The organism is Kribbella sp. CA-294648 (assembly GCF_050943845.1).
Classification (GTDB): Bacteria; Actinomycetota; Actinomycetes; order Propionibacteriales; family Kribbellaceae; genus Kribbella.
The window spans coordinates 4,392,800-4,418,783 of sequence record NZ_CP191981.1; the positions used below are offsets into that span (position 1 = coordinate 4,392,800).

Genomic DNA, 25,984 nt, shown 5'->3' on the forward strand with positions numbered 1-25,984 from the left:
GAGGCCTGAAGATGCGTCGTCTTGTCGCATGCTCGATCACTGTCGTCGCCGCGACGACTGCCTGGGTCGTCGGTACCCAGCCGGCGCTCGCCTACCCACCGACCCCACCCTCGGCCAGTACGGCGCAGACTCAGCTCAACTCGCTGACTGTGAAGGCAGAAGGCACGACAACCGGCTACAGCCGGGACAAGTTCCCGCATTGGCGCACGGTGTCGGGCACTTGCGACACCCGTGACGAGGTGCTCAAGCGCGACGGCACCGGCGTGACCGTCGACAGTGACTGTGAGCCGACGGCCGGCAAGTGGTACAGCGTGTACGACCGCGTCTACATCACCGACGACTCGGCGATCGACATCGACCACATCGTGCCGCTGGCGGAGGCGTGGAAGTCCGGCGCGAGCACGTGGACGACGGCACGGCGTCAGCAGTTCGCCAACGACCTCACGATCGCCCAGCTGATCGCAGTCTCGGCATCGAGCAACCGGTCCAAGGGCGACCGCGATCCAGGTTCCTGGAAGCCGACCAACACGTCGGTGCACTGCATCTATGCCCGCGAATGGATCTGGGTGAAGTACACCTACGGCCTGTCCCTGCAGTCGACCGAGAAGACAGCACTGCAGCAGATGCTCAACGCCTGCTGACTGCCAGCGCTCTAGTACTACAGCCGGAGTTCGCGATCCCCGGACCGCCGCCACTCACAAACATCTACTGATCGGACCCGGCCAAGCGTGCACCGGCATGCTCGCGGGAGGAAACGGCGGGTTAGTGAGTGCTGGCGGTCCGGGCCTGCCACCTAACACCACGCAATCGGGCGGTGCACGCCCGGTCCACGCCACAGATGTCGCGACCTTGGCGACAGCCCAGCCACCCACCGGCCGACCCGCGCCTCCGCGTATCCCCAAGCCGCCCCTGACGACCGGGGAGGAAGATGTGCCCGGATCGGGCCAAAATCCACCGCAGATCCAGCGATAGTCCTCCCCGAAGGGCCAGCACGGGATCACCGGGCTGGCCGGTCGGCACATCACGAACTCCGGCTGTAGTACTAGGCGCCTTCGAGGAGCCGGCGTCGTTGTGCGTGGACGCCGGCCTGGAAGCGGGTCCGGGCGCCGAGCGTCTCCATCAGTTCGGCGACCCGGCGGCCGACCGTGCGGCTGCTCAGTGTGAGCTGCCGTGCGATCGCGTCGTCCTTGAAGCCGGCCGCGAGCAACGTCATCAGCCGCGCGTCGAGCCCGTCGATCTGTGTCGGCACCACTGGCACCGCCTGGTCCCACAGCAGCGTGAACATCTCGATCAACGCATCGAGCAACGCGCAGGGGTGGACGACGAGTGCGCTGTCGACGAGTTGGTCGACCGACAGCGGCAGCAGCGCGGCGGTCTGGTCGAACACCGCCAGCTTCATCGGCACCTGCGGATGCACCCGCGACGTCTCACCGGCATCAGCCGCGCTGTAGGCCTCGTCCACACCACCCGGTACGTCGAGGGAGTCGGGCGAATAGATCCCCCGAACGACGACGCCTTCGCGCAGCAGGCCACGCACCCGGTTGTCGGACTTCTCGATCTCGGACGCGTACGGCGGCCGGTCCAGTACCAGCAACTGTTCCTGCGTCCCGTTGAGCAGTTGGGCGAAGCGCGCCGCGATGGCTTCCTGGCCGACGATCACCTCGACCAGGTTCTCCGGCCGGTGCTGTTCCTGGGCTCGGAGCTCGGACATCATCACCCGGGCTTCCGCGCGGACCCGGTCGAGCTCGGCCCGGCGTACGGCGACGAGTGCGTCGATCGCGACATCGGGCCGGGTCGGCAGCAGCCGCACGGGTTCGTCGCCGGCGGTGGTCAGCAGGCCGAGCTGCTCCAGCCGTTCGACCGTTGCGCGGACGTCGTCCAGCTCGCGGCCGAGCTGCTTGGCCAGCTCGTCCACGCAGCAGCCGGGACTGGCCAGCAAGGCGCGATAAGCCAGCTCGTCCGGTTCGGCCACCCCGATCGTTTCCAGCACCCGTCCTCCTGACTGGTTCCTGACATGTCCGGCATCCGACACGCTATCTCGTGGCGTGGACAACCCTCGGTTCGATACGACTGTCCCGTGAAGTTCCCCGCCCCGGCGTTGCTTGCTGTCCTGACGGGCTCCGTCATCCTCCTCACGGCGGCTCCGTCCAAGGCCTTGGGCAGCGAGCAGGCGACCCCTGCAGCCGACCCGCCGGTGGCGGGGACTTCACTGACTTCCCCGACATCCCCGACTTCACCGGCTTCGGTGACGCTGGTGACCGGCGACCGGGTGACCATCGGCCCGCCCGACCAGACCGGCCGGCCGTCGGTCCGGGTCGAACCGCGCGCCACCGGTGCCGGCGGCTTCTCCGTACTACGAGACGCCGGCCGCGTCTCCGTCATCCCCAAGGACGTCGCGGCTCTCGTCCCGGAGGTGCTCGACCCGGCCCTGTTCGACGTCACCGGCCTGATCGAGATGCGGTACGACGACGCGCACCGCGCGGACCTTCCCGTCATCGTCCGGGACAACAGCCGCTCGGCCACGGTGCAAAGTGGCCGAGCCCTAGCGAGTATCGGCGCCACGGCCGGAGTGCTGCCGAAGGGATCGGCGGCAGGGTTCGGTGCCCGACTCGCCACCCGCCGCACCGCCATCCGCAAAGTGTGGCTCGACCGACCGGTCACCGCGACCGCTTTATCGTCACAATCAGGCATCACGGAAGACCGCTACCTGGAGCAGGTGAAGGCCTCGGCGGCCCGGGCGAAAGGGCTCGACGGTCGCGGCGTGAAGGTCGCAGTATTGGACACCGGTGTCGATGCAGGGCACCCGGCGCTCGATGGCAAGGTGACGTCGCAGAGCAATTTCACGCAGACAGCGACGCCTGCCGACGGCAACGGTCACGGCACGCATGTGTCGTCGCTGATCGTCGGCAACGGCGCTGGGGCCGACGGTGCGCGCCAGGGCATTGCGCCGGCCGCCGAGCTGATCTCCGGCAAGGTCTTGGCCGATGACGGGTTCGGTCAGGAGTCGTGGGTGATCGCCGGGATGGAGTGGGCGGCCGGTCAGGGCGCCGACCTGGTCAACCTCAGTCTCAGCTCCGCACCGGTCAACGGCGACGACCCGGTCGCGGTCGCTCTGGAACAACTCACGGCTCAGACCGGCACGCTGTTCGTGGCGGCGGCCGGTAACCGTGGCGGCTTCGGCGCGAACCCCTACACGATCGGCAGCCCCGGTGTGGCGGCCTCCGCGCTAACAGTCGGCGCGGTCGACGGCAATGACAAGCAGGCAGGGTTCTCGAGCGAGGGCCCGACCCGAGGCTCGTACCGGCTCAAGCCCGATCTGACGGCACCCGGCGTCAGCATCCTCGGCGCGAAAGCAGGAGCCCGCGACGGAGACCTCTACACAGCAATGTCCGGTACTTCGCAGGCGACCCCGATCGTCACCGGCGCGGCCGCTCTGCTGCTGCAGCAACAACCCGACCGGACCTGGCAGCAACTCAAGACCCAGCTCACCAACACCGCCGACCCGACACCGATCTACAACAGTTGGACCCACGGCGCCGGCCGCCTCGACCTCCAGCGCGCCACGGGCACGGGCCTCACCGCCGCCACCGCGTCCGTCGACTTCGCCTACCTGCGCTACCCCGACAAATCCGTGCGCAGCCGTGTCGTGACCCTGACGAACACCAGCGACACTGCCACGACCGTCTCGGTCACCGACCAGCAGCAGAACGACAGGTTCGAGTCGGCACCGGCCGGTGCCGTCGTCGCAACACCGGCAACTCTGACGATTCCCGCCGGAGGCACCGCCAGTACGACGATCACGGTCGACCCGGGCGTCCTGCCCGACGGCATCTGGCAAGGCGGCATCGACTTCACCAGCACCGACCAGCAACGCCTGCTCCGCCTGGGCTTCGGCACCTACGACGAATCCGAACGCTACGACCTCACAGTCAAAGTCCTCGACCGCACCGGTACGCCGTACGCGGGCGGCCAGGCGTCCGTCTTCAACTACGACACCGGCGGCTCGGCCGCACTCCACCTGGATGCGAACGGAACCGGCTCGATCCGGATGGACCGCGGGCACTACGGAATCTTCTCCGGCGTCACCACCCCAGCTGATGGCGACCAGCCCGAGACCTTCGCCCTCGCCGGTACCGCGGACGTGCTGGTCGCCGCCGACACGACGTACGTCGTCGATGCCCGCAACGCGAAGGTGCTGACCGCGCCGACCGTGGAGAAGGTCGGCACCTCGGTGATCGAGTCCGCGATCGGGATCTCGCGGCACAGCGCGACGCGGGGTCTGAGCGACTTCTACTTCTTCACCCCGGAACAGATCGCCGCGGGCACCGTCTTCATCCAGCCGACGACGAGCACGAGCAGTGGGTCGTTCGAGGCGAGCACGCGCTGGCGGCTGGAGCCGATTGGCAAGGTCGGTGCGAACGACCCGGCCGTGTATGAGCTGCTCTACCCGAAGGACAGGTTCTCGTTGCCGTTGAGCCCGAGACTTGACCGGCGCGCACTCAACCGGATGGCTCGGGTGGAGAACACCTTCGGCACCTTCGCTGGGAGCGGTACGGAAACGGTCGAGCGGGCCTGGTCGACGGGGGCCACCGGAATCGGCTGGGTCACCCGGCGTCCGGTCGCAGTACCGTCGAAGCGGGTCGAACTGCTGACGGCCGATCCTGCTGCCGAGTGGAATCAGTGTCTGACCTTCAGTCCTGCCAGTGGGACGCGGTTGTGCGATCCGGCCATGTCACCGTTCCCGTCGGGAGCGAGGGTTGAGCGGTCGTTCGGTTCGGCGATCCACCCGAGTGTGTTCGCGGCGTCGCACACACCTACTTATCTGTTCGCGGATGGCGGGGTCGCGGACGCGTTCCACGACGGGAAGCTGCCGACTTCGGCGTACCGGAGCAGGAAGCTGGCGTTGTACCGCGATGGCGTCCTGGTGGGGGAGACGGCCAACGGGTCCAGCTACTTCCGGATTCCCAACGGGAGTGGGCGATTCCGGCTCGAGCAGAGCTGGAGCCTGGACGCTTCGAAGTACCCGAGGTCGGGCGAAGCGTCGACGGTGTGGAACTTCGACTCCGCACCGCCACCTGACCCGACGAAGGCGAGCGGCACTGTGCCTTCGCTGCTGCAGATCGGCTACGACCCGGACGTCGACGGCTATGGCCGCGCCACGGCCTGGCGCCCCCTGCCGATCAAGCTGACCGTGAGCCACCTGCTCCGCTCGACACCGTCCCGGATCACCAGCACCAAACTCTCGTACTCCGTCGACGGCGGGCGCCACTGGACGCCGGCGGTCGTGGTGCCGGTCGCCGGTGGACCGACAGCCGTGATTCCGCCGTGGTCGGTCCTGCCGGGCAAGAGCCTGTCCTTGCGGGCATCGGCCACGGACGCGACCGGCGGCAGCATCGAGCAGACCGTGATCGGCGCGATCCCCGTGACGTAGCGACCGCTGATCGCTAGCGTGTTCGGAACGCGAGATCCGGGGTGCGGTGGGACGATGAAAAGGCGGTGTACGATCGCCGATCGTCGCAGAACGGTATCAGTGCACCCCGGACTGTGATCGACTTGCCGGCAGTCGAGTGCCCTGGGAGGCATGATGAGCGAAAGCGCGAGCGCTAGCGCACCCACCGCGACCGAGGACCGTCCCGAGCTGAAACGGGTGATGGGGCCCGGGCTGTTGCTGTTGTTCGTGGTCGGCGACATCCTCGGCACCGGGGTCTACGCGCTGACCGGCAAGGTGGCCGGCGAGGTCGGCGGCGCGGTCTGGCTGCCGTTCCTGTGCGCGTTCATCGTCGCGCTGCTGACCGCGACCAGCTACCTGGAGCTGGTGACGAAGTACCCGAAGGCCGGCGGTGCGGCGGTCTACACGCACAAGGCGTTCGGCATCCACTTCCTCACCTTCCTGCTCACCTTCGCGGTGATGTGCTCGGGTCTGACGTCGGCCTCCAGCGCGTCGAAGGCGTTCGCGGCGAACTTCTTCTCCGCGCTGAAGATCGACCCCGAGCGCGGCTCGGTGCTGATGATCACCTCGCTGGCGTTCATGGCGTTGATTGCCATCGTCAACCTTCGCGGTGTCGGCGAGAGCGTCAAGGCCAACGTGGTGCTGACCCTGATCGAGCTGACCGGTCTGCTGATCGTGATCGCGATCGGCGTCTGGGCGCTGGCCCACGGCGACGGTGACACCGCCCGGCTGACCGAGTTCAACACCCCCGAGGGCGACTCGGCCTTCGGCGCGGTGACGGCCGCGACCGCGCTGGCGTTCTTCGCGATGGTCGGCTTCGAGGACTCGGTCAACATGGCCGAGGAGACCAAGGATCCGGTCAAGATCTTCCCCAAGATCATGCTGATCGGCCTGTGCGTCACCGGCCTCATCTACGTGATGGTGGCGATCTCGGCGGTCGCCCTGGTCTCCCCGGAGGAACTGAACAAGGGCGCCACCCCGCTGCTGAAGGTGGTCCAGGCCGGCGCACCGGACTTCCCGCTCCAGATCTTCGCCTGGATCACGATGTTCGCCGTCGCCAACTCGGCGCTGATCAACATGCTGATGGCCAGCCGGCTGCTCTACGGAATGTCCCACGAGAAGGTCCTGCCCGGCCCGCTGGGCCGCGTCCTGCATCGTCGCCGGACGCCGTGGGTGGCGATCATCTTCACCACCCTGCTGGCCTTCCTGCTGATCGGGTACGCCGACCTCGCCGCGCTGGGCGGCACCACGGCGTTCCTGCTGCTGTGCGTGTTCGCGATCGTCAACGTGGCCGTCCTGGTACTGCGCCGCGACCGGGTCGAGCACAAGCACTTCCACGCGCCGACCGCGCTGCCGGTGCTGGGCCTCGTCCTCTGCGTCTACCTGGCCAGCCCGCTGTCGGGCCGGGCCAAGCAGGACTACAAGATCGCCGGCTGGCTGATGGTCATCGGCGTCGTGCTGTGGGGCATCACCTGGCTGCTGAACAAGTACGTGTTCAACCGCAAGGCGGACTTCGACCCGACCCACCTCGACCCGAGAGGGCCGGTCAACTAGCCGGTGCCCTCTCGGGGGTCAACCCCGGGAACGCAGGGTTGCCCAGCCAGAATCCAACTGGGCAACCCACCCTCTCAGGGGTTAGCCCCTGAGAGGGTGGGCTAAGCGGTGGTGTCCACCGGGGCGGGGCGGCCCACGGGGTGGAGGGGGAGGAGGGCGGCTAGGACAACGGTGCCCAGGGCAAGGAGGCCGAGGGCGACCGCGAGCCAGCCGAGCACCCGGTAACCGCCGCCGGCGTCGATCGCGATCCCGCCGATCCACGGGCCGATCGTGATGCCGACGTTGAACGACGAGAAGTTGATCGCGGTCGCCAGGGTCGGCGCGGCACCGGCGAGGCTGAACACCCGCGCGTTCAGGGCCGGGTTCACCGCGAAGCCGAAGCCGCCGAGCAGGAAGATCGCCGCGATCGCGACCACCGGTGTGGCCGCCCAGACGGCGAGCACGGTCGACATCGCGCACAACCCGCTGATCCCGATCGCCAGGGTCCGGAACGGCAGCGCATCGGAGTACCGGCCGCCGATCGTGATGCCGATCAGCGAGCCCACGCCGTACAGGGCGAGGACGGCCGGTACGGCGCCGGGGCGCAGGCCGGTCTCCTCGGTGAGCAGCGGAGCGAAGTAGCTGAAGACGACGAGGATCGCGGCGGTGACGAGCGCGGTCGTGGCGTAGGACAGCCACAGCCGGGGATTCGCCATCGCGCGCAGCTCGGCCGCCATCCGCGGCGTCTTGCCAGGGTCGGGACGGCCCAGCGGGATCGTGGCCAGCACGCCCACCATGGCGCAGATCGACAGCACGGCGACCGTCCAGAACGCGGCCCGCCAGCCGAAGTGCTGACCGATCACCGTGCCGGCCGGCAGCCCGACGATGGTCGCGATGGTCAGTCCGCCGGTGACCACGCTCATCGCTCTGGCCCGCGAGGTGACCGGGACGAGCCCGACCGCCGTGACGGCTGCCACCGCCCAGAACCCGGCGTACACGAAGGCGCCGACCACGCGGGTGACGAGCAGGACCTCGTAGTTCGGGGTCAGTGCGCCGGCGACGTGGGTCAGCGCGAACAAGGCGAGGAACACCAGCAACGCGGTCCGCCGCGCCCAGCGCAACGTGACCACGGCCAGGACCGGAGCGCCGACCAGCATGCCCACCGCGAACGCCGAGATCAGCAGTCCTGCCGCCGGGATCGACACTCCCAGGTCGGCCGCCATCTCCGGCAGCAGGCCGGCCAGCATCAGCTCGGAGGTGCCCTGGGCGAAGATGGCCAGGCCCAGGATGTAGACGGCGATCGGCATGTACGGGCAGTCCCCTCCGGATCTCTTGGTCGTACGGGCGGCCCACCAGCGCCCCCCATCGCACTACGGCGAGCTACGCGACCTTGTCATCCAGTGTGACGGAGCGGCTACGATCACGCAGCGCCACGCCCGCACAGCGGACAGTTGTTGCAGCTTCCTGCAATCGCGGCGCGCCGGAACGCGGGGCGGGCGGCACGCGCGGCGCGAGCGGTGCGGTTTGACCGGATCGGGCAGAGTTGATCCATGAGCTACCCGACCCCAGCGCGACGCACCCGCGGCGTCGTCGACGGCTCCAAGATCAGCGGCGGACTCAAGCTGCTCGTCCTGCTGGTCGGGCTGATGTGGCTGAGCGAGACCGTCGACACCGCCCTCAACGGCGAGCTCGACCAGTACGGGATCATCGCCCGCAGCCCCGACGGCCTGTTCGGCATCATCACCTCGCCGTTCCTGCACCTCGGGTTCGGGCACCTGATCTCGAACACGCTGCCACTCGTCACGCTCGGCGCGCTGATCGCCGTCAGCGGGGCGATGCGGTTGTTCTCGGTGACCGCGATCGTCACCACGATCGGCGGTTTCGGCACCTGGCTGATCTCCCCGCCGAACACGATCACGATCGGCGCGAGCGGCCTGGTCTTCGGGTACGCCGCCTACCTGATCGCGCGCGGGGTCTTCAACCGTCGGCTCGGCCAGGTGGCGATCGGCGTGATCGTCGTCATGGTCTGGGGCAGTGCACTGCTCGGCGGCCTGCTGCCACAGGACGGCATCTCCTGGCAGGGACATCTGTTCGGCGCGGTGGCCGGTATCTTCGCCGCGTGGGTACTGACCGAAGACAAACCGAAGCGCAAGGAACCGGTGATTTGAGCCTCCGCGTGATCCGGCCCTCGACCGACGCCGAGCTGCTGGACTGGCAGTACGTCCACAACGAGATCATCCCGACCGATCCACTGTCGCTGGACGACGTCCGCGAGCGGTCCGGGCGCAACCGGCTGACGGTCGCCTACGACGGTGACACCCTGGTCGGCTGCTCGACCGTGCGCCCGCCGTCCGACGAGACACCCGCCGCCATCGTGATCGTTCGCGTCCTGCCCGCCTACCGCCGGCAAGGCTTCGGGGAGCAGCTCTACAACGCCGAGCTGACGCAGGCTCAGGCGCTGTCGGACTCGGTGGAGACGATCGTGCTGGAGACGAACCAGGACGGACTGCGGTTCGCGCTGCGGCACGGCTTCGTCGAGGTCGAGCGCTATGTGCTCGACGGGGCGACCATTCCTTACATCGTTCTGCGGCTCAGCTGATCGTCGACAGGTCGGTGTTGGCGCCGCAGATGACCGCGACGACGCGCTCGTCGGGCGCCGGCTGATAGACGCCGCTGCGCAGGGCGGCGTAGGTCACCGCGGCGCCATGCTCCACGGCGAGCTGGAACTCCCGCCACAGCTCGTTGCGGGCAGCAACGATCGACTCCTCCGACACCAGCACCGAGGAGACGCCGTTCGCCTCGACGGCGCTGAACGCCAGCGCCCCGAGCCGCCGCGCGCCAAGCGAGTCAGCGGCAAGCCCACCGACTTGTACGTCGACCGGCTCGCCGGCGTCGAGCGCCCGCGCGAGAGTCGGGGCCAGCTCGGGCTCGATCCCGACGACCCGAGCGCGGTCGCCGAGGGCGGTCGCGATGCCGCCGATCAGGCCGCCGCCACCGACTGCGACCAGGGCCTTGTCGAACTCGAGGTCCTCCAACAGCTCCAGGCCGATCGTCCCCTGACCGGCGAGCACCTCCGGCTGGTCATACGCGTGCAACAGCAAAGCGCCGGACTCCGCCGCCTCGGCGGCGGCCGCCTCGTAGGCCTCGGCGTACTCGTTCCCGACCTGCACCACATCCGCGTCCAGCGTGCGCAATCGCGCGACCTTCGCGGCCGGCGCATTGACCGGTACGAAGATCCGCGCCGGTACGCCGAGCTCGCGGGCCGCGTACGCGCCCGCCAGACCCGCGTTGCCGCCCGACGCGGTGACGATGCCCTGGCCGGTCAGCGTGCCCTGCTCCTTGGCTGCGAGTAGCCGGTTGAACGCGCCACGCGGCTTGAACGAGCCGACGTGCTGCAGGAGCTCGAGCTTGAAGGTCAGCGTGGGCGACACCCGCAGTACCGGCGTACGGCGGACCCGGCCGGCGATCCGGCGGGCGGCGAGCTGGATGTCATCACGAGTCACGGTCATGTGTTCCACCCTGCCACGCGGGGGAGGACTACCGTGGTTCGAGCTTCACGATGAGACGGAGGCGACGCCATGGGCGCGTACGAGGACAGTCACCGCCGCAGCCTGGCGGACCCGGAGGGGTTCTGGCTGGAGGCGGCCGGCGCGGTCAGCTGGACCAGGCCACCCAGCCGGGCACTCGACGCCACGGCCGCGCCGATCTACCGCTGGTTCCCCGACGGGGAGCTCAACACGGCGTACAACGCGCTCGACCGGCATGTCGAGGCCGGGCACGGGGACCGGACCGCACTGATCTACGACTCACCCGTCACCGGTACTGCGCGCAGCTACTCCTACGCCGAGTTGCGGGACGAGGTCGCGCTGTTCGCGGGTGCGCTGCGTGGGCTCGGCGTCGGCAAGGGCGATCGGGTGATCGTCTACCTGCCGATGATCCCCGAGGCCGTCATCACGATGCTGGCCTGTGCCCGGCTCGGCGCGATCCACTCGGTCGTGTTCGGCGGGTTCGCGCCGAAGGAGCTCGCGGCCCGGATCGACGACGCGACGCCGAAGGTGATCGTCGCGGCGTCCTGCGGGATCGAGCCTTCGCGGGTGGTCGAGTACAAGCCGATCATCGATGCGGCGCTGGAACTCGCGACCCATCAGCCCGAGCGGACCGTGCTGCTGCAACGCGAATTCGCTGTGGGCAAGCTCGGAGAGCGCGATCTTGACTGGGACAGCGCGCTTTCAGGGGCGGTCCCCGCCGATCCTGTCCCGGTGGCGGCGACCGATCCGCTGTACGTGCTCTACACCTCTGGCACGACGGGTAAACCGAAGGGCGTCGTCCGCGACAACGGCGGGCATGCCGTCGCGCTGGCCTGGTCGATGGGCGCGGTCTACGACATCTCGCCGGGCGACGTCTGGTGGACCGCCTCGGATGTCGGCTGGGTCGTCGGCCACTCCTACATCGTCTACGCGCCCCTGCTCATCGGCGCCACGACCGTGCTCTACGAAGGCAAGCCCGTCGGTACGCCGGACGCGGGCGCGTTCTGGCGAGTCATCTCCGATCATGGCGTGAAGGCGCTGTTCACCGCACCGACCGCGCTGCGGGCGATCAAGAAGGTCGATCCGGACGGGGTGGAGTTGGCGAAGTACGGGATGGACGGGTTCCGCACGCTCTTCCTGGCCGGCGAGAGGCTTGACCCGGAGACGTATCACTGGGCGCACGACAAGCTCGGCGTACCGGTCGTCGACCATTGGTGGCAGACCGAGACGGGCTGGCCGATCGTCGCGAATCCGCGGGGGTTGGAGCCGTTGCCGGTCAAGCCCGGTTCGGCGACTGTTCCGTTGCCTGGCTGGGACGTGCAGGTTCTTGACGCGGTTGGAAGCCGGTTGCCCGCGGGGGAGGAGGGGGCGATCGCGATCAAGCTGCCGCTGCCACCGGGTGCGCTGCGGACGTTGTGGGGTGACGACCAGCGCTACATCGACAACTACCTGAGCCGGTACGACGGCTACTACCTGACCGGAGACTCGGGGTATCTCGATGCCGACGGCTACGTTTTCGTGATGGGCCGGACCGACGACGTGATCAACGTGGCCGGCCATCGTCTCTCGACCGGCAGCATGGAGGCCGTGCTCGCGGCGCATCCCGCTGTGGCCGAGTGTGCGGTGATCGGGGTCCACGACGTTGTGAAGGGCCAGTTGCCGCGCGGGCTCGTCGTACTGAAAGCCGGCGCGACCATCTCGCCCGAGGTGCTGCGTGAGGAACTGGTTGCCGCCGTACGCCGGGACATCGGGCCGGTGGCCGCGTTCCGTGACGTGGCTGTGGTCGACGCGCTGCCCAAGACCAGGTCGGGCAAGATCCTGCGCAAGACGATGCGCGGCATCGCCGACGGCCGTGACGAACCTGTTCCGTCAACGATCGAGGACGCAAGCGTGCTCGACGCGCTCCGTCCGGTCCTCCGTTCCCAACCACCTGTGACCTAGGCTCGGTTTCATGCGAGTCGTGATAGCTGGTGGACACGGACAGATCGCGCTGCGGCTGACGAAGCTGCTCTCGGCGAACGGGCACTCGGTGGTCGGGCTGGTGCGCAACCCCGCGCACGAGAGCGACATCGCCGCGGCCGGTGGCGAGGCCGCCGTACTGGATCTGGAGTCGGCCGACGTCGAGGAAGTCGCGAAGGTGCTGGCCGGTGCGGATGTCGCCATCTTCGCCGCCGGGGCCGGACCGGGCAGCGGGAACGAACGCAAGGACACCGTCGACCGGGGCGCGGCCGCCCTGCTCGCCGACGCGGCGGAGCGGGCCGGCGTACGGCGGCATCTGCAGGTCGGCTCGATCAACGCGGACCGGGCCGACGACCCGGACCTGGATCCGGACGACACGTTCACGATCTACCTCAAGGCGAAGAAGGCTGCCGAGGACGACCTGCGGGCCCGTGACTTGGACTGGACCATCCTGCGGCCCGGCGCGCTCACCAACGACCCCGGCACCGGCCGCGTGCTGCTCACGGACAAGACCGGCTTCGGCAACATCACCCGCGACGACGTCGCGCTCGTCCTGGCCGGCTTGTGCGAGACCCCGGCCGCGATCGGCCGGACCCTCGAACTGATCGAGGGCGACACCCCGGTCGCCGAGGCACTGGCCACCCTCTGACGGTTGCCGCCGGCAACCGTTGTACCGCTATGAGATCGTGAGGACATGAGCGACGACACCCTGCGGCAGGTGCAGTTCGAGCGCACCGCCAACAGCAAGTACGAGGTCAGCAACGTCCGCGGCGGCACCCTGTCGGTCGGCTCCGGCCAGGACACCGACTTCACCCCGGTCGAACTGCTGCTGGCCGCGATCGGCACCTGCTCCGCGATCGACGTGGACATCGTCACCAGCCGCCGCGCCGAACCGACCGAGTTCCGCGCGGTCGTCCGTGGCAACAAACTCCGCGACCCCGAAGAGGGCAACCGCCTGGAGAACCTCGCCGTCGAGTTCACCATCACCTTCCCCGAAGGCGAAGCCGGCGACAAGGCCCGCGAAGCCCTACCCCGAGCCGTCAAAATGTCCCACGACCGCCTCTGCACAGTAAGCCGCACAGTAGAACTCGGCACCCCAGTCACCACCACCCTCTTCGACTAGATCTCCGGCGGCGGCGACTGCGGGCCGTCGAAGTCCTCATGCTGGTTGAGTTGCTGATGGCTTGTGGTGGCGCAGCCGAGCAACTACGGCGAACCCGGCTCCGGTCATGGCGATCCCGGCGAGTGTTCCGGCGCCGAGCTGCGCCAAGTCCAGATTGCGGTCGCTGTCTGCGAGCAGAGCCGGTGATTCTTTGTGGGCGTTCCCGCCGGGTTCGGGCTTGTTGATGGCGCTGGCCGGCGCGGCGATGGCCAGCGGTAGGCCGGCGATGCCGATGGTTGCGGCGATGGCGGCGACCCTGGCAACGGTCTTGGTGGCCATTGGGATCCACTCCTTTGTTTGTTGGACATTCCCGACTGTCCGGTATAAGGAGTGCCACCGGCATCGGGCAGTCGCGCTCACATTGGCCGTTTTTCGCCTTACATCGCCGCTCCTTGGACCGGCCGTGCCTTAGTCGGCCACGGCGCGGTGAGATTGCGGGGTCGGCCACTCTCTGGCGGCGCTTCGATCGCGGGCACATGATGGAGGGCATGGCTGGCTTGCTGGTCGGACGCGGGCTCGAGGCTGCGGCACTGCGAGGATTGATCGCGGATCTGCCGGAGCGCTCAGCAGCCGTGGTGGTGCGGGGCGAGGCGGGCATCGGCAAGACGCTGCTCGTCCGATCGGTTCTGGACGAGCACTCCAGTAGCGGCGTACGGATCCTCAGCGGCGCCTGTGCGCCGATGTCCGGTGCGACTGCCTATAGCGGCCTCGGCGCCACTGTGACGGCTGCGCTGAGTCAATCCACAGCATCCGGCCAGTTCCCGTCGGCCGCGGCGGCCCACGCATGGTCAATGCGAACCCTCGCCGGCGTGCTCGACAGCGACGCGCCAGAAGGCACCATCCTGCTGGTCGAGGACGTTCACTGGGCGGACTGGTCCACACTCGACTTCCTTGCCCATTCGACGCGCAACCTGCCTGAGCGGCGATTGCTGGTTCTGCTGACATGGCGGGACGAGACTGGCCCTCCCGACCGCTTGACCTGGTTGGCGGAACTGCTTCGCTATCCGGCCGTGATCGACATGCCACTGCGCCGACTGACAGCTCGGGAGACAGCGGAGCAGGTAAGCAGTCTTCAACCCGGATGTACGGCGGAGACGATCGCTGCCATCTACCAGCGCAGCGCAGGCAACCCCTACCTGAACGCCGAGCTGGTCAGCGGTGACCTAACGGTACCCGTCTCGTTGCGAAAGATTCTGCTCGCACGATTGCAAGCACTCTCGCCAGCGGCTCGGACGGTCGTCGCCGCGACTGGGACGCTGGCTCGAACCCTCGACGACGACGATCTGCTGGCGGCGGTAGATGGCGACGCCGACGCCGTACGAGAGGCTTGCGACTCGGGCTTGGTGATTCGCGACCCGGCGGCCGGCTGTACCGCGCGGCACCCAGTGATCGCCGAGGTGGCCTATGAACAGTTGCTGGCGTCTGAGCGGCGCGACCTGCATGCGCGACTTGCCAGGTACCTGGCAGGGCTCATTCGGTCCGATGGCAACGCGGCACAGGTCGCCGAGGTCGCGGAGCAGTACCGTCGCGCGAGCGTTCGAGACGCGACCTTCAGGTGGGCTCTAGCAGCGGCCAGGGTCGCCGAGAAGGCGTTCGCGTATTCGGAGGCTGGCCACTGGTACTCCGTTGCTTCGTCGCTGTGGCGGCCGTCGGACCTTGCCGATGACCGGGGGCCGCAGCGCCTGGTGCTCGCCGAGCGGGCGGCGTCGCTGCTGGGCGGAGCCGGCCGGCATGCGGAGGCTCTCGCTTTGCTCGAGGTAGCGGTGGACGACTCCGACGCCGAGGTGGGCACGCTTGAGGCCCTGCTGATGCGGGGCAGGCTGCGCGCGCTGGCCGATGACCTTGCCGGAGCGATGGCGGACGTCGAGCGCGCACGGCGCCTGGCGCCGGCCGGTGACGATCGAGTGCTCGGCCGGGTGTGCGTCGCGCACGCGATGCTCCTAGGGCCGTACGCCCGCTCAGCCGAGATGGCTATGGCCGCCCGGATGGCGCTGGAGCACGCCACCCGAGCCGACGACATCCGCACGGTCGGACAGGCTCGGGCGACGCTAGGAGGTGTTGCCGCAAACGAGGGCCGGATCGAAGATGCACTCGACGAGGCGCAGGCCGCGCTGACGATCGCTCGCGACCTCGCCGAGCCCGAGGATCTGGCCTGGGCGGCAATGGCGCTGACCTACGCTCATGGTCTGCGCGGCGACACCGACGAGGTCGTGGCCGTAGCGGACACGATCCAGTCCGAGCTCCGGCGCCTGATGGTCAACGAGCATTGGCTTGAGGGCATACTCGAGTCGAACGCCGTCTACAACCTCTACATGGCCGGCCGATGGGATGAGGCTTTGACCCGCGATGACAGAGGCCGGCCTCCGTCCGGACCGGCGTTCAAGGACAGCCAGCTCGCGCTGATCCACATGGCACGCGGGAACCTACAGACCGCCGTCGAACTGCAGCGAGGACAGGAGTTGTTCACGGTCGACGATCAGCCGCAAGACAAGCGCGACTACGCAGAGACCGAGGCCCAGCTGCGGCTACTTCAGCAACGCCCGCACGAGGCCTTGGCCCTTGCGCTGGACGCCGCCGAGCTCAGCCACGACACCGAAGACGAACTGGTGGCCGGAGGGCTCCTACGTATCGGCCTCGAAGCAGCGGTCGCGTCGCAGTCACCCGACGGCTTCGATCGACTCGTGATGCTCCTTCGGCGGGCGGTATCCGGGGTCGAGGCCGCAGCGGTGGCTGCGATCGTCGACGGTCAACGGTCCCGGCTCCGCGGCAGGCCCGACCCGGCACCGTGGCTCACCGCCGCACGGGAATGGGCGTCACTCGGTCGGCCGTACTGGGAGGCGCAAGCTCGACTGAGGGCAGCCGAGGCTCTGCTGGCTCAGCCCGGGCGACTTGGCGCCCGCGGCCGGGCGACCACTGAGCTGGAAGCGGCGCGGCAGATCGCCGAGCAGCTCGGCGCGGCACCCCTGCTCGGCCAGATTCAGGAGCTGGCGAAGATCGCCCGCATCCATCTCGACGACTCTGTGACCGAGCATCGCGAGGCCAGCACAGACCCGCACCCCACGCTGACCGCGCGTGAGCGTCAGGTGCTTGCCTTGCTCGTGGCCGGGCGGACAAATCGCGAGATCGGTGCGACGCTCTATATAAGCCCCAAGACTGCCAGCGTGCACGTCACGCACATCTTCGAGAAGCTCGGTGTACGGACCCGCGTTCAGGCCGCCGCCGAAGCTATCCGGCTCGACCTGACGAGTAACCCGGCACCGCCCGCCTAACTACACCTCCGGGGGTGGGGACTGCGGGCCGCGGTAGGGCTGGGTTTGGCTGTAGACGAGGTTTGTGGTGGTGGTGCCGAACTCGGTTAGTTCGTTGACCAGCTGTTCCAGGTGTTCCATCGAGCCGGCTGCGACCTTGAGGGTGTAGCAGTCGTCGCCGGTGGTGCGGAGGCATTCGAGGATTTCGTTTCGCTCGCGCAGGAGCTTTCTCAACGGCTCGTGTTTGTTGCCGGGATACTTCAGCCGTACTACGGCCAGTACGGCGTACCCGACTTTGGCCAAGTCGACGTCGGCGCGGTAGCCGCGGATCACTCCGGTGGACTCCAGTCGCTTCAGCCGCTCGGTGGTCGCCGATGCGCTGAGGTTGACCCGGCGGCCGAGTTCGGTGAGTGGGACGCGGCCGTCGCGTTGCAGCTCGACCAGGATGGCCCAGTCGGTCTGATCCAAGCTCTCGGTCATCCGGCCAATCTACCGGGGAATCCACGGCCTTGCCGCCCCTTTTCGCTGGGAAATCCCTTCAGGACGACCCTTTCGGCTGGATAGCCTGAAGGGGTGGAACTTGGTGTGAATGTGCCCAATTTCGGGCCTGGTACAGATCCGGGGCGGCTGCGCGACTGGGCGCGGACCGTCGAAGGGCTGGGGTACGACCGGTTGCTGGTGTCGGACCATGTCGCGATCACCCCCGATGTCGCCACGCAGTACCCGGCGCCCTTCTACGAACCCTTCACCCTGCTGAGCTGGCTGGCCGGGGTCACCCGGATCGGGCTCGGGACGACGGTGCTCATCGCGCCGTACCGGCATCCGTTGCTGGTGGCCCGGATGGCGGCCAACCTGAACCAGCTCAGCGGCGGACGGTTCGTGCTCGGCCTCGGGGTGGGCTGGGCGCGGCAGGAGTTCGAGGCGCTCGGCGTCGACTTCGAGCGGCGTGGGCGGCTGACCAACGAGCTGATCCGCGACGTGCGCCAAGCGTGGGAGAACGACGCCGACTACCGCAGTGGCGATATCCCGATCTGGGTTGGCGGCGGGAGTGACGCCGGGCTGCGCCGCGCGGTCCGGCTCGGCGACGCATGGCACCCGCTGCGCCAGCGCGTCGACTGGATGCGCACCAAACTCGACCGGCTGGCCGAACTCGCCGCCGAAGAAGGTCGGCCCGTCCCGGCATTCGCGCCGCGGATCGTGTTGCGGCTCACCGCTTCCGCCTTGCCCGACGAAGAGCGGGTCGCGGGCGAGGGGTCGATCGACCAGGTGCTGGGTGACCTCGACGAACTGCGGTCGCTCGGCGCCACGTCCGTAGTACTGGACCCGTTCGCTGGCGACCCGGCCGAAACCGAACGGCCGGAGTACGCCTGGAAGGATCTCGCGACCGTCGCGGCGTCCTGGAACCACCGAGGAACGGAGCACTCGTGACCCCCGAAGCAGAGGACTTCCTGCGCCGCGCGATCGCCTTGGCCGCGACCGCCCGAGAGTCCGGCAACCCGCCGTTCGGCTCGCTGCTGGTCGGCCCGGACGGCACGGTGATCGCCGAGGACCACAACACGAGCATCACCGACAGCGACATCAGCGCCCACCCCGAGCTCAAACTGGCCAAGTGGGCGGCTCGCGAGCTGGACGCCGAGACAGCAGCCGGTACGACGATGTACACCAGCTGCCAGCCGTGCGGCATGTGCACCGGCGCCATCGAGCGGTCGGGACTCGGCCGGGTCGTCTACGCGCTGTCCGGCGACCAGATCAACGCGTTGAAACCCGGCGGCGGCTTCCCACCGGTGCCGATGGAAGGCCCAGCCCTGTACGACGAGGCGCTGGTGCCGCTCGCGGGCTACTACGTCTGACCGGCGACTGCGCTCCGCCCCGGGACGGAGCGCAGTACTGGTTAGTTAGGTGCCAGGCAGAGCGTGTACTTCGAGGAGCCGCGCTCGTCGGTGTACGACACCGTCGACTCCTCGTACCTCGCGCACGCGCTGCTGTCGGCGACACCCGGGATCTTGCCGACCACCTTGTACTTCGCGTCGCTGGACGTGCAGTCGACGACCTTCACGTTCGGCTTCGCCGAGGTGCCCTTGTTGTACACGCACGAGCCGACGTCGGCCGACGACGCCTTGTTCAGGTTGCTGAACACGATCAGGCCGAACACCGCGATCGGGATCAGCAGGCCGAGCGCCACCGGGCGCTTGAACAGCGGCTTGCCCGGGTTCATCGGCCGGCCGGGCGCACCCGGCGCCGGCTCGGGCAGGTTCCTGAACTTCGAGAAGGTGACGAGGTTCATCAGCATCGTGATCGGGTTGATGATCAGCGAGCCGATACCCCACCAGCCCTGCACCATGCTCTTGCCCGTCATGTCACGAGTCGTCGCGACACCACAGGTCTTGCAGAACGGGCCCTGCAGCTTCAGGAACCGCATCACGATCACGAAGCCCTGGTGGCCGCGCACAGTGGCGTCGACGGCCGGCACTCCACCACAGAACCGGCACTGCAGCCCCTGACCGAACTGCTGCCCCTGCGGGAACTGCCCCGGCTGCTGCTGCCCGTACTGCGGCGCCTGCTGAGGCTGCTGGTACTGCGCGCCCTGCTGGTCACCCGGCCCGTACTGCGGGAACTGCTGCTGCGGCTGCCCCTGGAAAGGCTGCTCCTGGAAAGGCTGCCCCGGGAACGGCTGACCCTGCTGCGGCGGCTGACCCGGCTGGTACGGCTGACCCTGCTGCGGCTGGTACGGCGCCTGCGGGGCCTGGCCGTACTGCGGCTGGCCCGGCTGAACCGGCGGCTGGTACTGCGGGGGGCCGGGCGGGGGAGCGTAGCCGCCACCCTCGGGCTGGAACGGGTTCTGCTGCGGCGGCTGGGGAGGGGTAGTGGTCACGAAGAATCCTGTTACTCGATTTGGGACAAAACCGAACACCGCACCCTACTCAGCACCCCGGGTCGGCCCGGCCCGCCGGTATGAAACGGTGACCAAACCGCCCGCCGACCGGACCGGACGCCCACCACCCGTCATCGAGCGGTCCCCATCCGTCACCGAACCTCAGAGGAAGCACAAGTGACCGACAATCCCGGCATCGTGACCATCGGCGCGCTCGAACCGGCAGACCGTAGTACCTGGCAACAGCTCTTTGCCGGCTACAACGAGTTCTACGGACGCACCATGCCGGACGAGTTCTTCGACGACTCATGGGCGGAGTTCACCGCCGGCACCCGGATGCACGCCCTGGCCGCCAGGATCGACGGCGACGTGGTCGGGATCGCGCACTTCCTCACCCACGCGAGCACCACCTCGCCGGATTCCTGTTACCTGCAAGACCTTTTCACCGCTCCGCAGGCCCGCGGCCGTGGCGTCGGCCGCGCACTGATCGAAGCCGTCACCGACTGGGCCCGCGAACAGCACTGCGGACGCGTCTACTGGGCCACCCACGAGTCGAACGCGACGGCCCGCCGGCTCTACGACCAGGTCGCCGAGAACCGCGGCTTCATCATCTACACGGTCCCGCTGTAGCGAGTCGCCAGCTCCTTGCCGAGCCGGGCCAGCTCCGCCTGCACGGACGGCGGATCCAGTACTTCGATCATGCCGCCCCAGCCGGCCAGGTGCTGCGCGATCATCAGCGGAGTGGGCGCGGTGAGGCGAAGCTTGATCCGGCCGTCCTCGACCGGACCCACCACTTCGACGTGCCGCCCGTGCCGGTCCTGCATCACCCAGAGGAAGCGTTCCTCGATCAGCAGCGTCGCCGCCATCAGCGACCGCTGCTGCTCCATCTCCTCGACCACCCGGCTCCACGCCTCCGACAGATCGAAGTCAGCCGGCCGCTCAGCCCGTACCTCGGTGAGCTCGGCCTCCTTGATCCGCTCCACCCGGAAGGTGCGCTGACCCTTCTCGGTGCCCGCGATCAGGTACCAGATTTCATCCTTGTCGATCAGCCCGAGCGGATCGACCAGCCGCTCGGACTCGGCGCGCCCGCGGCCGGAGTACCGGAGTCTGACCTTCACCCGGCGGACCACGGCATCCTGCAGGTGACGCACCATCTCGGGCCGCTCCTTGGTGTGCTCACCCCAGCGCGCCGGATCGATGACGACCGCCTCGGCCGCCGCCTCAGCGTCCGCGCGGAACGTGTCCGGCAGGGCGCGGACCAGCTTCCTGAGTGCGGCCTTGGCCTCGGGCGCGACGGACGCAGCCGGCCCGACGAGCAGGAACAACGCCTGCGCCTCGGTCGCGTTGAGACCGCTGAGATCTGTCCGGGCGCCGCCCAGCAGCGACCATCCACCATTGCGCCCCGGCTGTGGATAGACCGGGATGCCGGCCGTCGACAACGCCTCCAGATCGCGTCGCGCGGTGGCCACCGAGATCTCCAGCTCCTTGGCGAGCTCGGCCGCGGTCACCCGCCCCCGCGCCTGCATGAGCAACAGAGTCGCCACCAACCGGTCAGCCCGCATGTCCCCATCCTCGCAAACAAACTGCTCACCAGCTGACTACTTTGCCGCAAACTGTCGGTGCTGCTTTCTAGCATGGGCGGACAGTTGAGCGTGCGGGGTGAAGGAGACGGACATGACGACTTTGGGGGACCGGCCGAACTCGGCGCTGGTCGTGATCGACGTACAGAACAGCGTCGTCGCGGAGGCGCACGAGCGCGATGCGGTGGTGGCCAACATCGCCACGCTGGTCGACCGCGCGCGAGCCGAGGACGTACCGGTGGTCTGGGTGCAGCACTCGAGCGAGAACCTGCCGATCGACAGCGACGGCTGGCAGTTCGTGCCCGAGCTGAAGGTGGGGGAGTCGGAGCCAGTCGTCCACAAGCGGTGGGCCGACTCGTTCGAGGAGACCGACCTCGAATCCGTCCTCGCCGACCGCAAGATCGGCCGGCTGGTCGTCACCGGCGCGCAGACCGACGAGTGCATCCGCTCGACCCTGCACGGCGCGCTGGTCCGCGGCTACGACACCCTGCTCGTCAGCGACGCCCACACCACCGAGGACCAGTCCGAATGGGGCGCCCCGACGCCCGACAAGGTCATCGCCCACACCAACCTCTACTGGACGTACCACACAGCCCCCGGCCGCAAAGCCGGCACAGCCACCACAGCAGAGGTAGCCCTCGGTGGAGATTCAGAGCCCAACTGACGTCGATCACCTCGCCCCACAGATCTGGCCGGTCTACGCGACCGTCTTCGGTGACTTCGAGAGCTATGAGCTCTGGCGTGCCGATCTGTTCGACCGGCACGCGGCGCGGGCCGGCTATCGCTTGCTTACGGCGGTCGACGGTTCGAGACCTGCCGGTACGACGTTGGCAGGGTTCGGTTGGGGATATACGGGTCAGCGTGGGCAGTTCTGGAGCGACCTGGTCTGCAACTCGTTGCCCAAGGCCATCACCGATGAGTGGGTCGGCGGGCATTTCGAGGTTGTCGAGCTGGCGGTGCTGCCGGAGTACCGCGGGCAAGGAGTTGGCCGGGCGCTCCACGACAAGCTGCTCGAGTCCGTCACCGGCCGCTGTCTGCTCAGCACCAGCGACGACCCTGGGGATCCAGCCGTGCGGCTCTACCTGTCGAGTGGCTGGCGCAAGCTCGGCGTACTGCGTCCGGGTGTTCAGGTGATGGGTCGATCCGCGGCATGAGCCTCACTGAACAGCAGCGTGAGCTCTTGTCCGAGTGGTTGCCGGGCGCGGAGGTGGTGAAGGACCACAGCTGGGGGCTGGTGGGCACCACTGTGCTGGAGCTGCTGCACGGCGGCAACCGGTACGTCGTCAAGGCGGGAGACGAGGCCGACGGCCACATCGCCAGGGAGCTGGAGGCGCATCACGCCTGGCTGAAACCGTGGACAACGCTGGGCCGGGCGCCGGAGCTCGTGCACGGTGACGAGGCAGCGAAACTGATCGTCACGCGTTATCTGCCGGGGGAGTTGGTGGTGGGGACGAGCTCCGAGCATGAGCCCGACACCTATCGCCAGGCGGGCCAGCTGCTGGCTCAGTTCCACGGTCAACTCGCGATCTCAGACGACGACTTCGAGGCCGCGGAGAACCGAAAAGCGCTCTACTGGCTCAACGAACCTCATCGGATCGCGCCGGAGATCGCCGAGCAGCTGAGGGCAACCATCGCGGCTTGGCCGACACCGTCGACCACGCTGGTCCCGACTCATGGGGACTGGCAACCGCGCAACTGGTTGATGCACGAAGGCACGGTCAGCGTGATCGACTTCGGCCGCGCCGCCCTGCGCCCGGCGTACACGGACTTCGGGCGACTCGCCGTCCAGCAGTTCCGTACCGAGCCTGCACTCGAAGCGGCGTTCCTCGACGGATACGGCGCTGATCCCCGCGATCCCGCGACCTGGCAACGTCAGCGCGTCCGCGACGCGATCGGCACAGCCTGCTGGGCGCACCGGGTCGGAGCCGAAGACTTCGAACAACAAGGCCTCCGCATGATCACCGACGTCCTCGCCTCACACCCGGACTCCTAGGACTCGGAGAGGAACTCCGTGATGTCGGAGACGACGCGGGTGGGCTGAGTCAGGTGAACGGCATGTCCCGCGCCGCGGTAGAGCCTGAGCCGAGCGGAGGGGATTGCCTCGAGCAACAACTGCTGGTCGTCTCGGACGAACAGGTCCTCGTCGCCGCAGATGAGCAGCGTCGGCGCGGTGATCCGGTCGCGGCTGGCCCGCGCGTCGTAATCCAGCAGCCCACGCAACGTCTCCTTCCAGACCCGGGCAGGCGCCTTGAGACTCTCCTCGACAAGCATCTCGACAAAGTCCTCGGACATCGCCCCAGGCGCCGTACCGCGAACGAAATCCGTTACGAACCCACGGTCCAGCGGGTCTTCCAAACCGGAGATCTCCGCCCACATCCCGTCCACAGCCGCCTTGTCCCCAAGGGAAGCCGGACTGGAGATGAGGACCAGCCGCGACACCCGATCGGGATAGCTGCCCGCAACAACCTGCGACACAAGCCCACCGCTCGACGTCCCCACCAGCGCAGCCCGGTCGATCCCGACAACATCCATGAACCCCACAACATCCGCCGCAAAATCGCCGGGGGAGTACCCAGCCTCCGGCCGATCGGCATCCCCATGCCCCCGCAACGAAGGCGCATACCCGTGCAGCCGATCAGGCAACTGCCCCAAGACGACTTCGAAGTACCGCCAAGACTCCACATACGCATGAACAAACACGACCGGCACACCCGCAGCCCCGCCCACCTCGGCATACGGAACCCCGACTCCACCCGCCAGAACAGCCCGGTTGACCACAACGGCCCCCATACCGCCGAATATACGCCCCAGCAGAACGCCGCCACCTTGAAACTTCCTTGCTGGTCGGCATGCGGATGTGGACGTGTCGATCTTCGCCTCCGACGTACCGGCTCTCCGAGCCCACGTCGGCGACCGCTGGCACCTGTGGAACCTCGCCGGGGGAGACCTGCGCCCGCTCACCCACCAGCATCCAGACGTGTTCCGCCCGGCCAGCCAGCTCCGGGGCTGCTGTTCAAGGCGCGGTTGCGGCGTTCGAAAGACCTGCGAGATCTGGAACGTACCTGGCCGCGCCTTACGCGAGACAAGCAGGACTGGTTACGTCAGATGCTTCGTGGTGTCGATGAGCAGCATCCGTGGCTCGAGTTGACGGTAGAGGACGGGCTCTAGCTGGGTTGCCATTCTCGTTTGAGGAGGCCGTAGACCCAGGAGTCGGAGATGTCGCCGTTGACGATGCAGTCTTCTCGGAGGGTTCCTTCGCGGACGAAGCCGAGTTTTTCGAGGACGCGGGCGGAGCCGAGGTTGCGGGTGTCGGCTTCGGACTGGACCCGGTTCAGGTCGAGGGTGTCGAAGGCCCACTGGAGAAGGGCGCGGGCTGCCTCGGTTGCGTAGCCATGGCCCCAGGAGGCCTCGGTGAAGCAGTAGCCCAGTGATGCACTGCGGAACTCGGGATTCCACTCGTTGAAGGTGACCCAGCCGATGAACTGGCTGTCGGAGAGACGATCCACGGCCACTCGCGCGCCAGTGCCTTCTTCCTCCATCTGCCGGCACGCCGCGATGAAGCGCTTCGAGCGCTCGGGGTCGGTCCACGGTGGCGAGTCCCAGTAGCGCAGTACGTGAGCGTCGCTCTGCAGCGCGAAGAGATCGTCCGCATCCGCCTCGTCGAAGGGGCGAAGCCGAAGGCGAGCAGTCTGCAGCGTAGGAGTAGGCAATGACATGCCGCCCAACAAAGCATCTGATCGCCCTCACTCGCAACGGGTTTCCAGGCCTGTAGGTCGCTCAGCCTTGGTGGTCGAGGTCCCAGAAACCGGTGCCGGCGGTCTCGCGGACGAAGTCGCGGAACTCCCGAGGCTCCCGGCCGAGCGCCCGCTGTACTCCGTCGGTGGTTGCGGCGTTGCGGCCGTCGAAGAGTGCAGCGAACAGATCGGCGACGAACTGAGCCTCGTCGGCCGCCACGCCTGCGTCCGTCATGGCCGCGACATACTGCTCCGGCGTCGTCGGCTGGTAGCGCACCGGTCGTCCGATGGCGGCGGCGATCTCGGCGGTGGCTTCGGCCAGCGGTACCGATCGCGGTCCGGAGAGTTCGTAGATCTGTCCGGCATGCCCTTGCTCGGTGAGTGCCGCGACGGCGACGTCGACCACGTCTTCGATGTCGACGAACGGTTCAGCGATGTGTTCTCCGGCCGGAACCTCCACCACGCCGCTGCGGACCGGTTCGAGCCAGAACGCTTCGCTGAAGTCCTGGTTGAACACCGACGAGCGCAGTACCGTCCACTGCCACGGACGCTCCTGCAGCACCTCTTCACAGCGTTGCGCCATCGGCTCGTTGCGTCCCGACAGCAGGACCACCCGCTGAACCTCGAGGTCAGTTGCGAGGTCGGCGAAGGCTGCGATGTCGTCGGCGGCCTGCGGTGCGCCGATGTCCGGCAGATAGGCCAGGTACGCCGCATCGACACCGGCCAACGCGGCCTTCCAGGTACTGCGGTCGGCCCAGTCGAACGGCGGGTCGCCGGCCCGGGAGCCCACACGGACCGGCAGGCCGCGGTCGGTGAGGCGCTGAATGATCCGGCGACCGGTCTTGCCGGTGCCGGCGGTCACGAGAGTGAGGGTCGGAAGCTGTGATTCGGGGAGCTGTGGGTGAGTGTCCATGAAGCTA

The 25,984-nt window shown here is 68.1% G+C and carries 25 protein-coding genes; 15 read left to right on the forward strand and 10 right to left on the reverse strand.

The features are described from left to right. Window positions 1–11: 11 nt before the first annotated feature. Window positions 12–641, forward strand: coding sequence for an HNH endonuclease family protein (locus ACQPYM_RS20845; protein ID WP_433002099.1), 630 nt, complete (start codon window positions 12–14; stop codon window positions 639–641). Window positions 642–1,042: 401 nt separating this feature from the next. On the opposite strand, the gene ACQPYM_RS20850 is transcribed toward ACQPYM_RS20845, so the two are convergent. After that, on the reverse strand, window positions 1,043–1,990 hold the full coding sequence (locus ACQPYM_RS20850) for a transcriptional regulator TrmB (protein ID WP_433002102.1): 948 nt from the start codon (window positions 1,988–1,990) through the stop codon (window positions 1,043–1,045). Window positions 1,991–2,077: 87 nt separating this feature from the next. On the opposite strand from ACQPYM_RS20850, the gene ACQPYM_RS20855 reads away from it, so the two are divergent. Together ACQPYM_RS20855 and ACQPYM_RS20860 are read left to right on the forward strand one after the other, a co-directional pair. Then, window positions 2,078–5,431 carry a S8 family serine peptidase gene (locus ACQPYM_RS20855; protein WP_433002105.1) on the forward strand — a complete coding sequence of 1,118 codons (3,354 nt, stop codon included), beginning with the start codon at window positions 2,078–2,080 and terminating at the stop codon, window positions 5,429–5,431. A 153-nt stretch (window positions 5,432–5,584) separates the two neighbouring features. After that, window positions 5,585–7,003, forward strand: coding sequence for an APC family permease (locus ACQPYM_RS20860; protein ID WP_433002108.1), 1,419 nt, complete (start codon window positions 5,585–5,587; stop codon window positions 7,001–7,003). A 101-nt stretch (window positions 7,004–7,104) separates the two neighbouring features. On the opposite strand, the gene ACQPYM_RS20865 is transcribed toward ACQPYM_RS20860, so the two are convergent. Then, a complete protein-coding gene (locus ACQPYM_RS20865) occupies window positions 7,105–8,289 on the reverse strand; it encodes a Cmx/CmrA family chloramphenicol efflux MFS transporter (protein WP_433002111.1) in 1,185 nt (394 codons plus the stop codon). A 243-nt stretch (window positions 8,290–8,532) separates the two neighbouring features. Here ACQPYM_RS20865 and ACQPYM_RS20870 point away from each other — a divergent pair, with 243 nt between their 5' ends. Then, window positions 8,533–9,150, forward strand: coding sequence for a rhomboid family intramembrane serine protease (locus tag ACQPYM_RS20870; protein WP_433002114.1), 618 nt, complete (start codon window positions 8,533–8,535; stop codon window positions 9,148–9,150). After that, the gene (locus ACQPYM_RS20875) at window positions 9,147–9,581 is read left to right on the forward strand and encodes a GNAT family N-acetyltransferase (RefSeq protein WP_433002117.1); all 435 of its coding nucleotides are present in this window, start codon (window positions 9,147–9,149) and stop codon (window positions 9,579–9,581) included. The genes ACQPYM_RS20870 and ACQPYM_RS20875 overlap by 4 nt, the downstream gene beginning before the upstream one ends. On the opposite strand, the gene ACQPYM_RS20880 is transcribed toward ACQPYM_RS20875, so the two are convergent. After that, window positions 9,574–10,491 (reverse strand): threonine/serine dehydratase, encoded by a 918-nt coding sequence (locus ACQPYM_RS20880; RefSeq protein ID WP_433002120.1) that lies wholly within the window; start codon window positions 10,489–10,491, stop codon window positions 9,574–9,576. The two genes, ACQPYM_RS20875 and ACQPYM_RS20880, sit on opposite strands and share 8 nt — an antisense overlap. A gap of 69 nt (window positions 10,492–10,560) precedes the next feature. Between ACQPYM_RS20880 and ACQPYM_RS20885 the strand changes: the two genes are divergently transcribed. The 3 genes from ACQPYM_RS20885 to ACQPYM_RS20895 are packed head-to-tail and all read left to right on the forward strand — an operon-like array spanning window position 10,561 to window position 13,591. Further along, the gene (locus ACQPYM_RS20885; protein WP_433002123.1) at window positions 10,561–12,450 is read left to right on the forward strand and encodes a propionyl-CoA synthetase; all 1,890 of its coding nucleotides are present in this window, start codon (window positions 10,561–10,563) and stop codon (window positions 12,448–12,450) included. Between the two features lie 10 nt (window positions 12,451–12,460). Then, window positions 12,461–13,117, forward strand: coding sequence for an SDR family oxidoreductase (locus ACQPYM_RS20890; RefSeq protein ID WP_433002126.1), 657 nt, complete (start codon window positions 12,461–12,463; stop codon window positions 13,115–13,117). A gap of 45 nt (window positions 13,118–13,162) precedes the next feature. Beyond that, window positions 13,163–13,591: an OsmC family protein gene (locus tag ACQPYM_RS20895; RefSeq protein ID WP_433002129.1), complete on the forward strand. Its 429-nt coding sequence runs from the start codon at window positions 13,163–13,165 to the stop codon at window positions 13,589–13,591. Window positions 13,592–13,627: 36 nt separating this feature from the next. Here ACQPYM_RS20895 and ACQPYM_RS20900 read toward each other — a convergent pair whose 3' ends face one another. After that, the gene (locus ACQPYM_RS20900) at window positions 13,628–13,909 is read right to left on the reverse strand and encodes a hypothetical protein (RefSeq protein WP_433002132.1); all 282 of its coding nucleotides are present in this window, start codon (window positions 13,907–13,909) and stop codon (window positions 13,628–13,630) included. A 209-nt stretch (window positions 13,910–14,118) separates the two neighbouring features. Between ACQPYM_RS20900 and ACQPYM_RS20905 the strand changes: the two genes are divergently transcribed. Further along, on the forward strand, window positions 14,119–16,899 hold the full coding sequence (locus ACQPYM_RS20905) for a helix-turn-helix transcriptional regulator (protein ID WP_433002135.1): 2,781 nt from the start codon (window positions 14,119–14,121) through the stop codon (window positions 16,897–16,899). Here ACQPYM_RS20905 and ACQPYM_RS20910 read toward each other — a convergent pair whose 3' ends face one another. Next, window positions 16,900–17,358, reverse strand: coding sequence for an Lrp/AsnC family transcriptional regulator (locus ACQPYM_RS20910; RefSeq protein WP_433002138.1), 459 nt, complete (start codon window positions 17,356–17,358; stop codon window positions 16,900–16,902). Window positions 17,359–17,451: 93 nt separating this feature from the next. Here ACQPYM_RS20910 and ACQPYM_RS20915 point away from each other — a divergent pair, with 93 nt between their 5' ends. Both ACQPYM_RS20915 and ACQPYM_RS20920 read left to right on the forward strand, forming a co-directional pair. Continuing rightward, window positions 17,452–18,306 (forward strand): LLM class flavin-dependent oxidoreductase, encoded by an 855-nt coding sequence (locus ACQPYM_RS20915; protein WP_433002141.1) that lies wholly within the window; start codon window positions 17,452–17,454, stop codon window positions 18,304–18,306. Next, entirely contained in the window at window positions 18,303–18,728 is a 426-nt protein-coding gene (locus tag ACQPYM_RS20920; RefSeq protein ID WP_433002144.1) for a nucleoside deaminase, read from the forward strand. The genes ACQPYM_RS20915 and ACQPYM_RS20920 overlap by 4 nt, the downstream gene beginning before the upstream one ends. Window positions 18,729–18,769: 41 nt before the next feature. On the opposite strand, the gene ACQPYM_RS20925 is transcribed toward ACQPYM_RS20920, so the two are convergent. Further along, entirely contained in the window at window positions 18,770–19,750 is a 981-nt protein-coding gene (locus ACQPYM_RS20925; RefSeq protein ID WP_433002147.1) for an LppU/SCO3897 family protein, read from the reverse strand. A gap of 177 nt (window positions 19,751–19,927) precedes the next feature. Between ACQPYM_RS20925 and ACQPYM_RS20930 the strand changes: the two genes are divergently transcribed. Further along, window positions 19,928–20,380, forward strand: a complete 453-nt coding sequence (locus ACQPYM_RS20930; RefSeq protein ID WP_433002150.1) for an N-acetyltransferase family protein — start codon at window positions 19,928–19,930, stop codon at window positions 20,378–20,380. Here the strand turns inward: ACQPYM_RS20930 and ACQPYM_RS20935 are convergent. Continuing rightward, window positions 20,362–21,312 carry a helix-turn-helix transcriptional regulator gene (locus ACQPYM_RS20935; protein WP_433002153.1) on the reverse strand — a complete coding sequence of 317 codons (951 nt, stop codon included), beginning with the start codon at window positions 21,310–21,312 and terminating at the stop codon, window positions 20,362–20,364. The genes ACQPYM_RS20930 and ACQPYM_RS20935 overlap by 19 nt on opposite strands. A gap of 112 nt (window positions 21,313–21,424) precedes the next feature. Between ACQPYM_RS20935 and ACQPYM_RS20940 the strand changes: the two genes are divergently transcribed. From ACQPYM_RS20940 to ACQPYM_RS20950, 3 genes are read left to right on the forward strand one after another with little or no spacing between them, the layout of a single operon-like run. Continuing rightward, a complete protein-coding gene (locus ACQPYM_RS20940; protein ID WP_433002156.1) occupies window positions 21,425–21,994 on the forward strand; it encodes a cysteine hydrolase family protein in 570 nt (189 codons plus the stop codon). After that, window positions 21,972–22,484, forward strand: a complete 513-nt coding sequence (locus tag ACQPYM_RS20945; protein WP_433002159.1) for a GNAT family N-acetyltransferase — start codon at window positions 21,972–21,974, stop codon at window positions 22,482–22,484. Before ACQPYM_RS20940 ends, ACQPYM_RS20945 begins: the two co-directional genes overlap by 23 nt. Further along, window positions 22,481–23,323: a phosphotransferase gene (locus ACQPYM_RS20950; protein WP_433002162.1), complete on the forward strand. Its 843-nt coding sequence runs from the start codon at window positions 22,481–22,483 to the stop codon at window positions 23,321–23,323. The genes ACQPYM_RS20945 and ACQPYM_RS20950 overlap by 4 nt, the downstream gene beginning before the upstream one ends. On the opposite strand, the gene ACQPYM_RS20955 is transcribed toward ACQPYM_RS20950, so the two are convergent. From ACQPYM_RS20955 to ACQPYM_RS20965, 3 genes are all read right to left on the reverse strand, one after another. Further along, complete coding sequence (locus tag ACQPYM_RS20955; RefSeq protein ID WP_433002165.1) at window positions 23,320–24,120, reverse strand: alpha/beta fold hydrolase; 801 nt, start codon at window positions 24,118–24,120, stop codon at window positions 23,320–23,322. The genes ACQPYM_RS20950 and ACQPYM_RS20955 overlap by 4 nt on opposite strands. A 374-nt stretch (window positions 24,121–24,494) precedes the next feature. Then, window positions 24,495–25,046, reverse strand: coding sequence for a GNAT family N-acetyltransferase (locus ACQPYM_RS20960; RefSeq protein WP_433002168.1), 552 nt, complete (start codon window positions 25,044–25,046; stop codon window positions 24,495–24,497). A gap of 61 nt (window positions 25,047–25,107) precedes the next feature. After that, complete coding sequence (locus ACQPYM_RS20965; protein WP_433002171.1) at window positions 25,108–25,977, reverse strand: NmrA family transcriptional regulator; 870 nt, start codon at window positions 25,975–25,977, stop codon at window positions 25,108–25,110. Window positions 25,978–25,984: the final 7 nt, after the last annotated feature.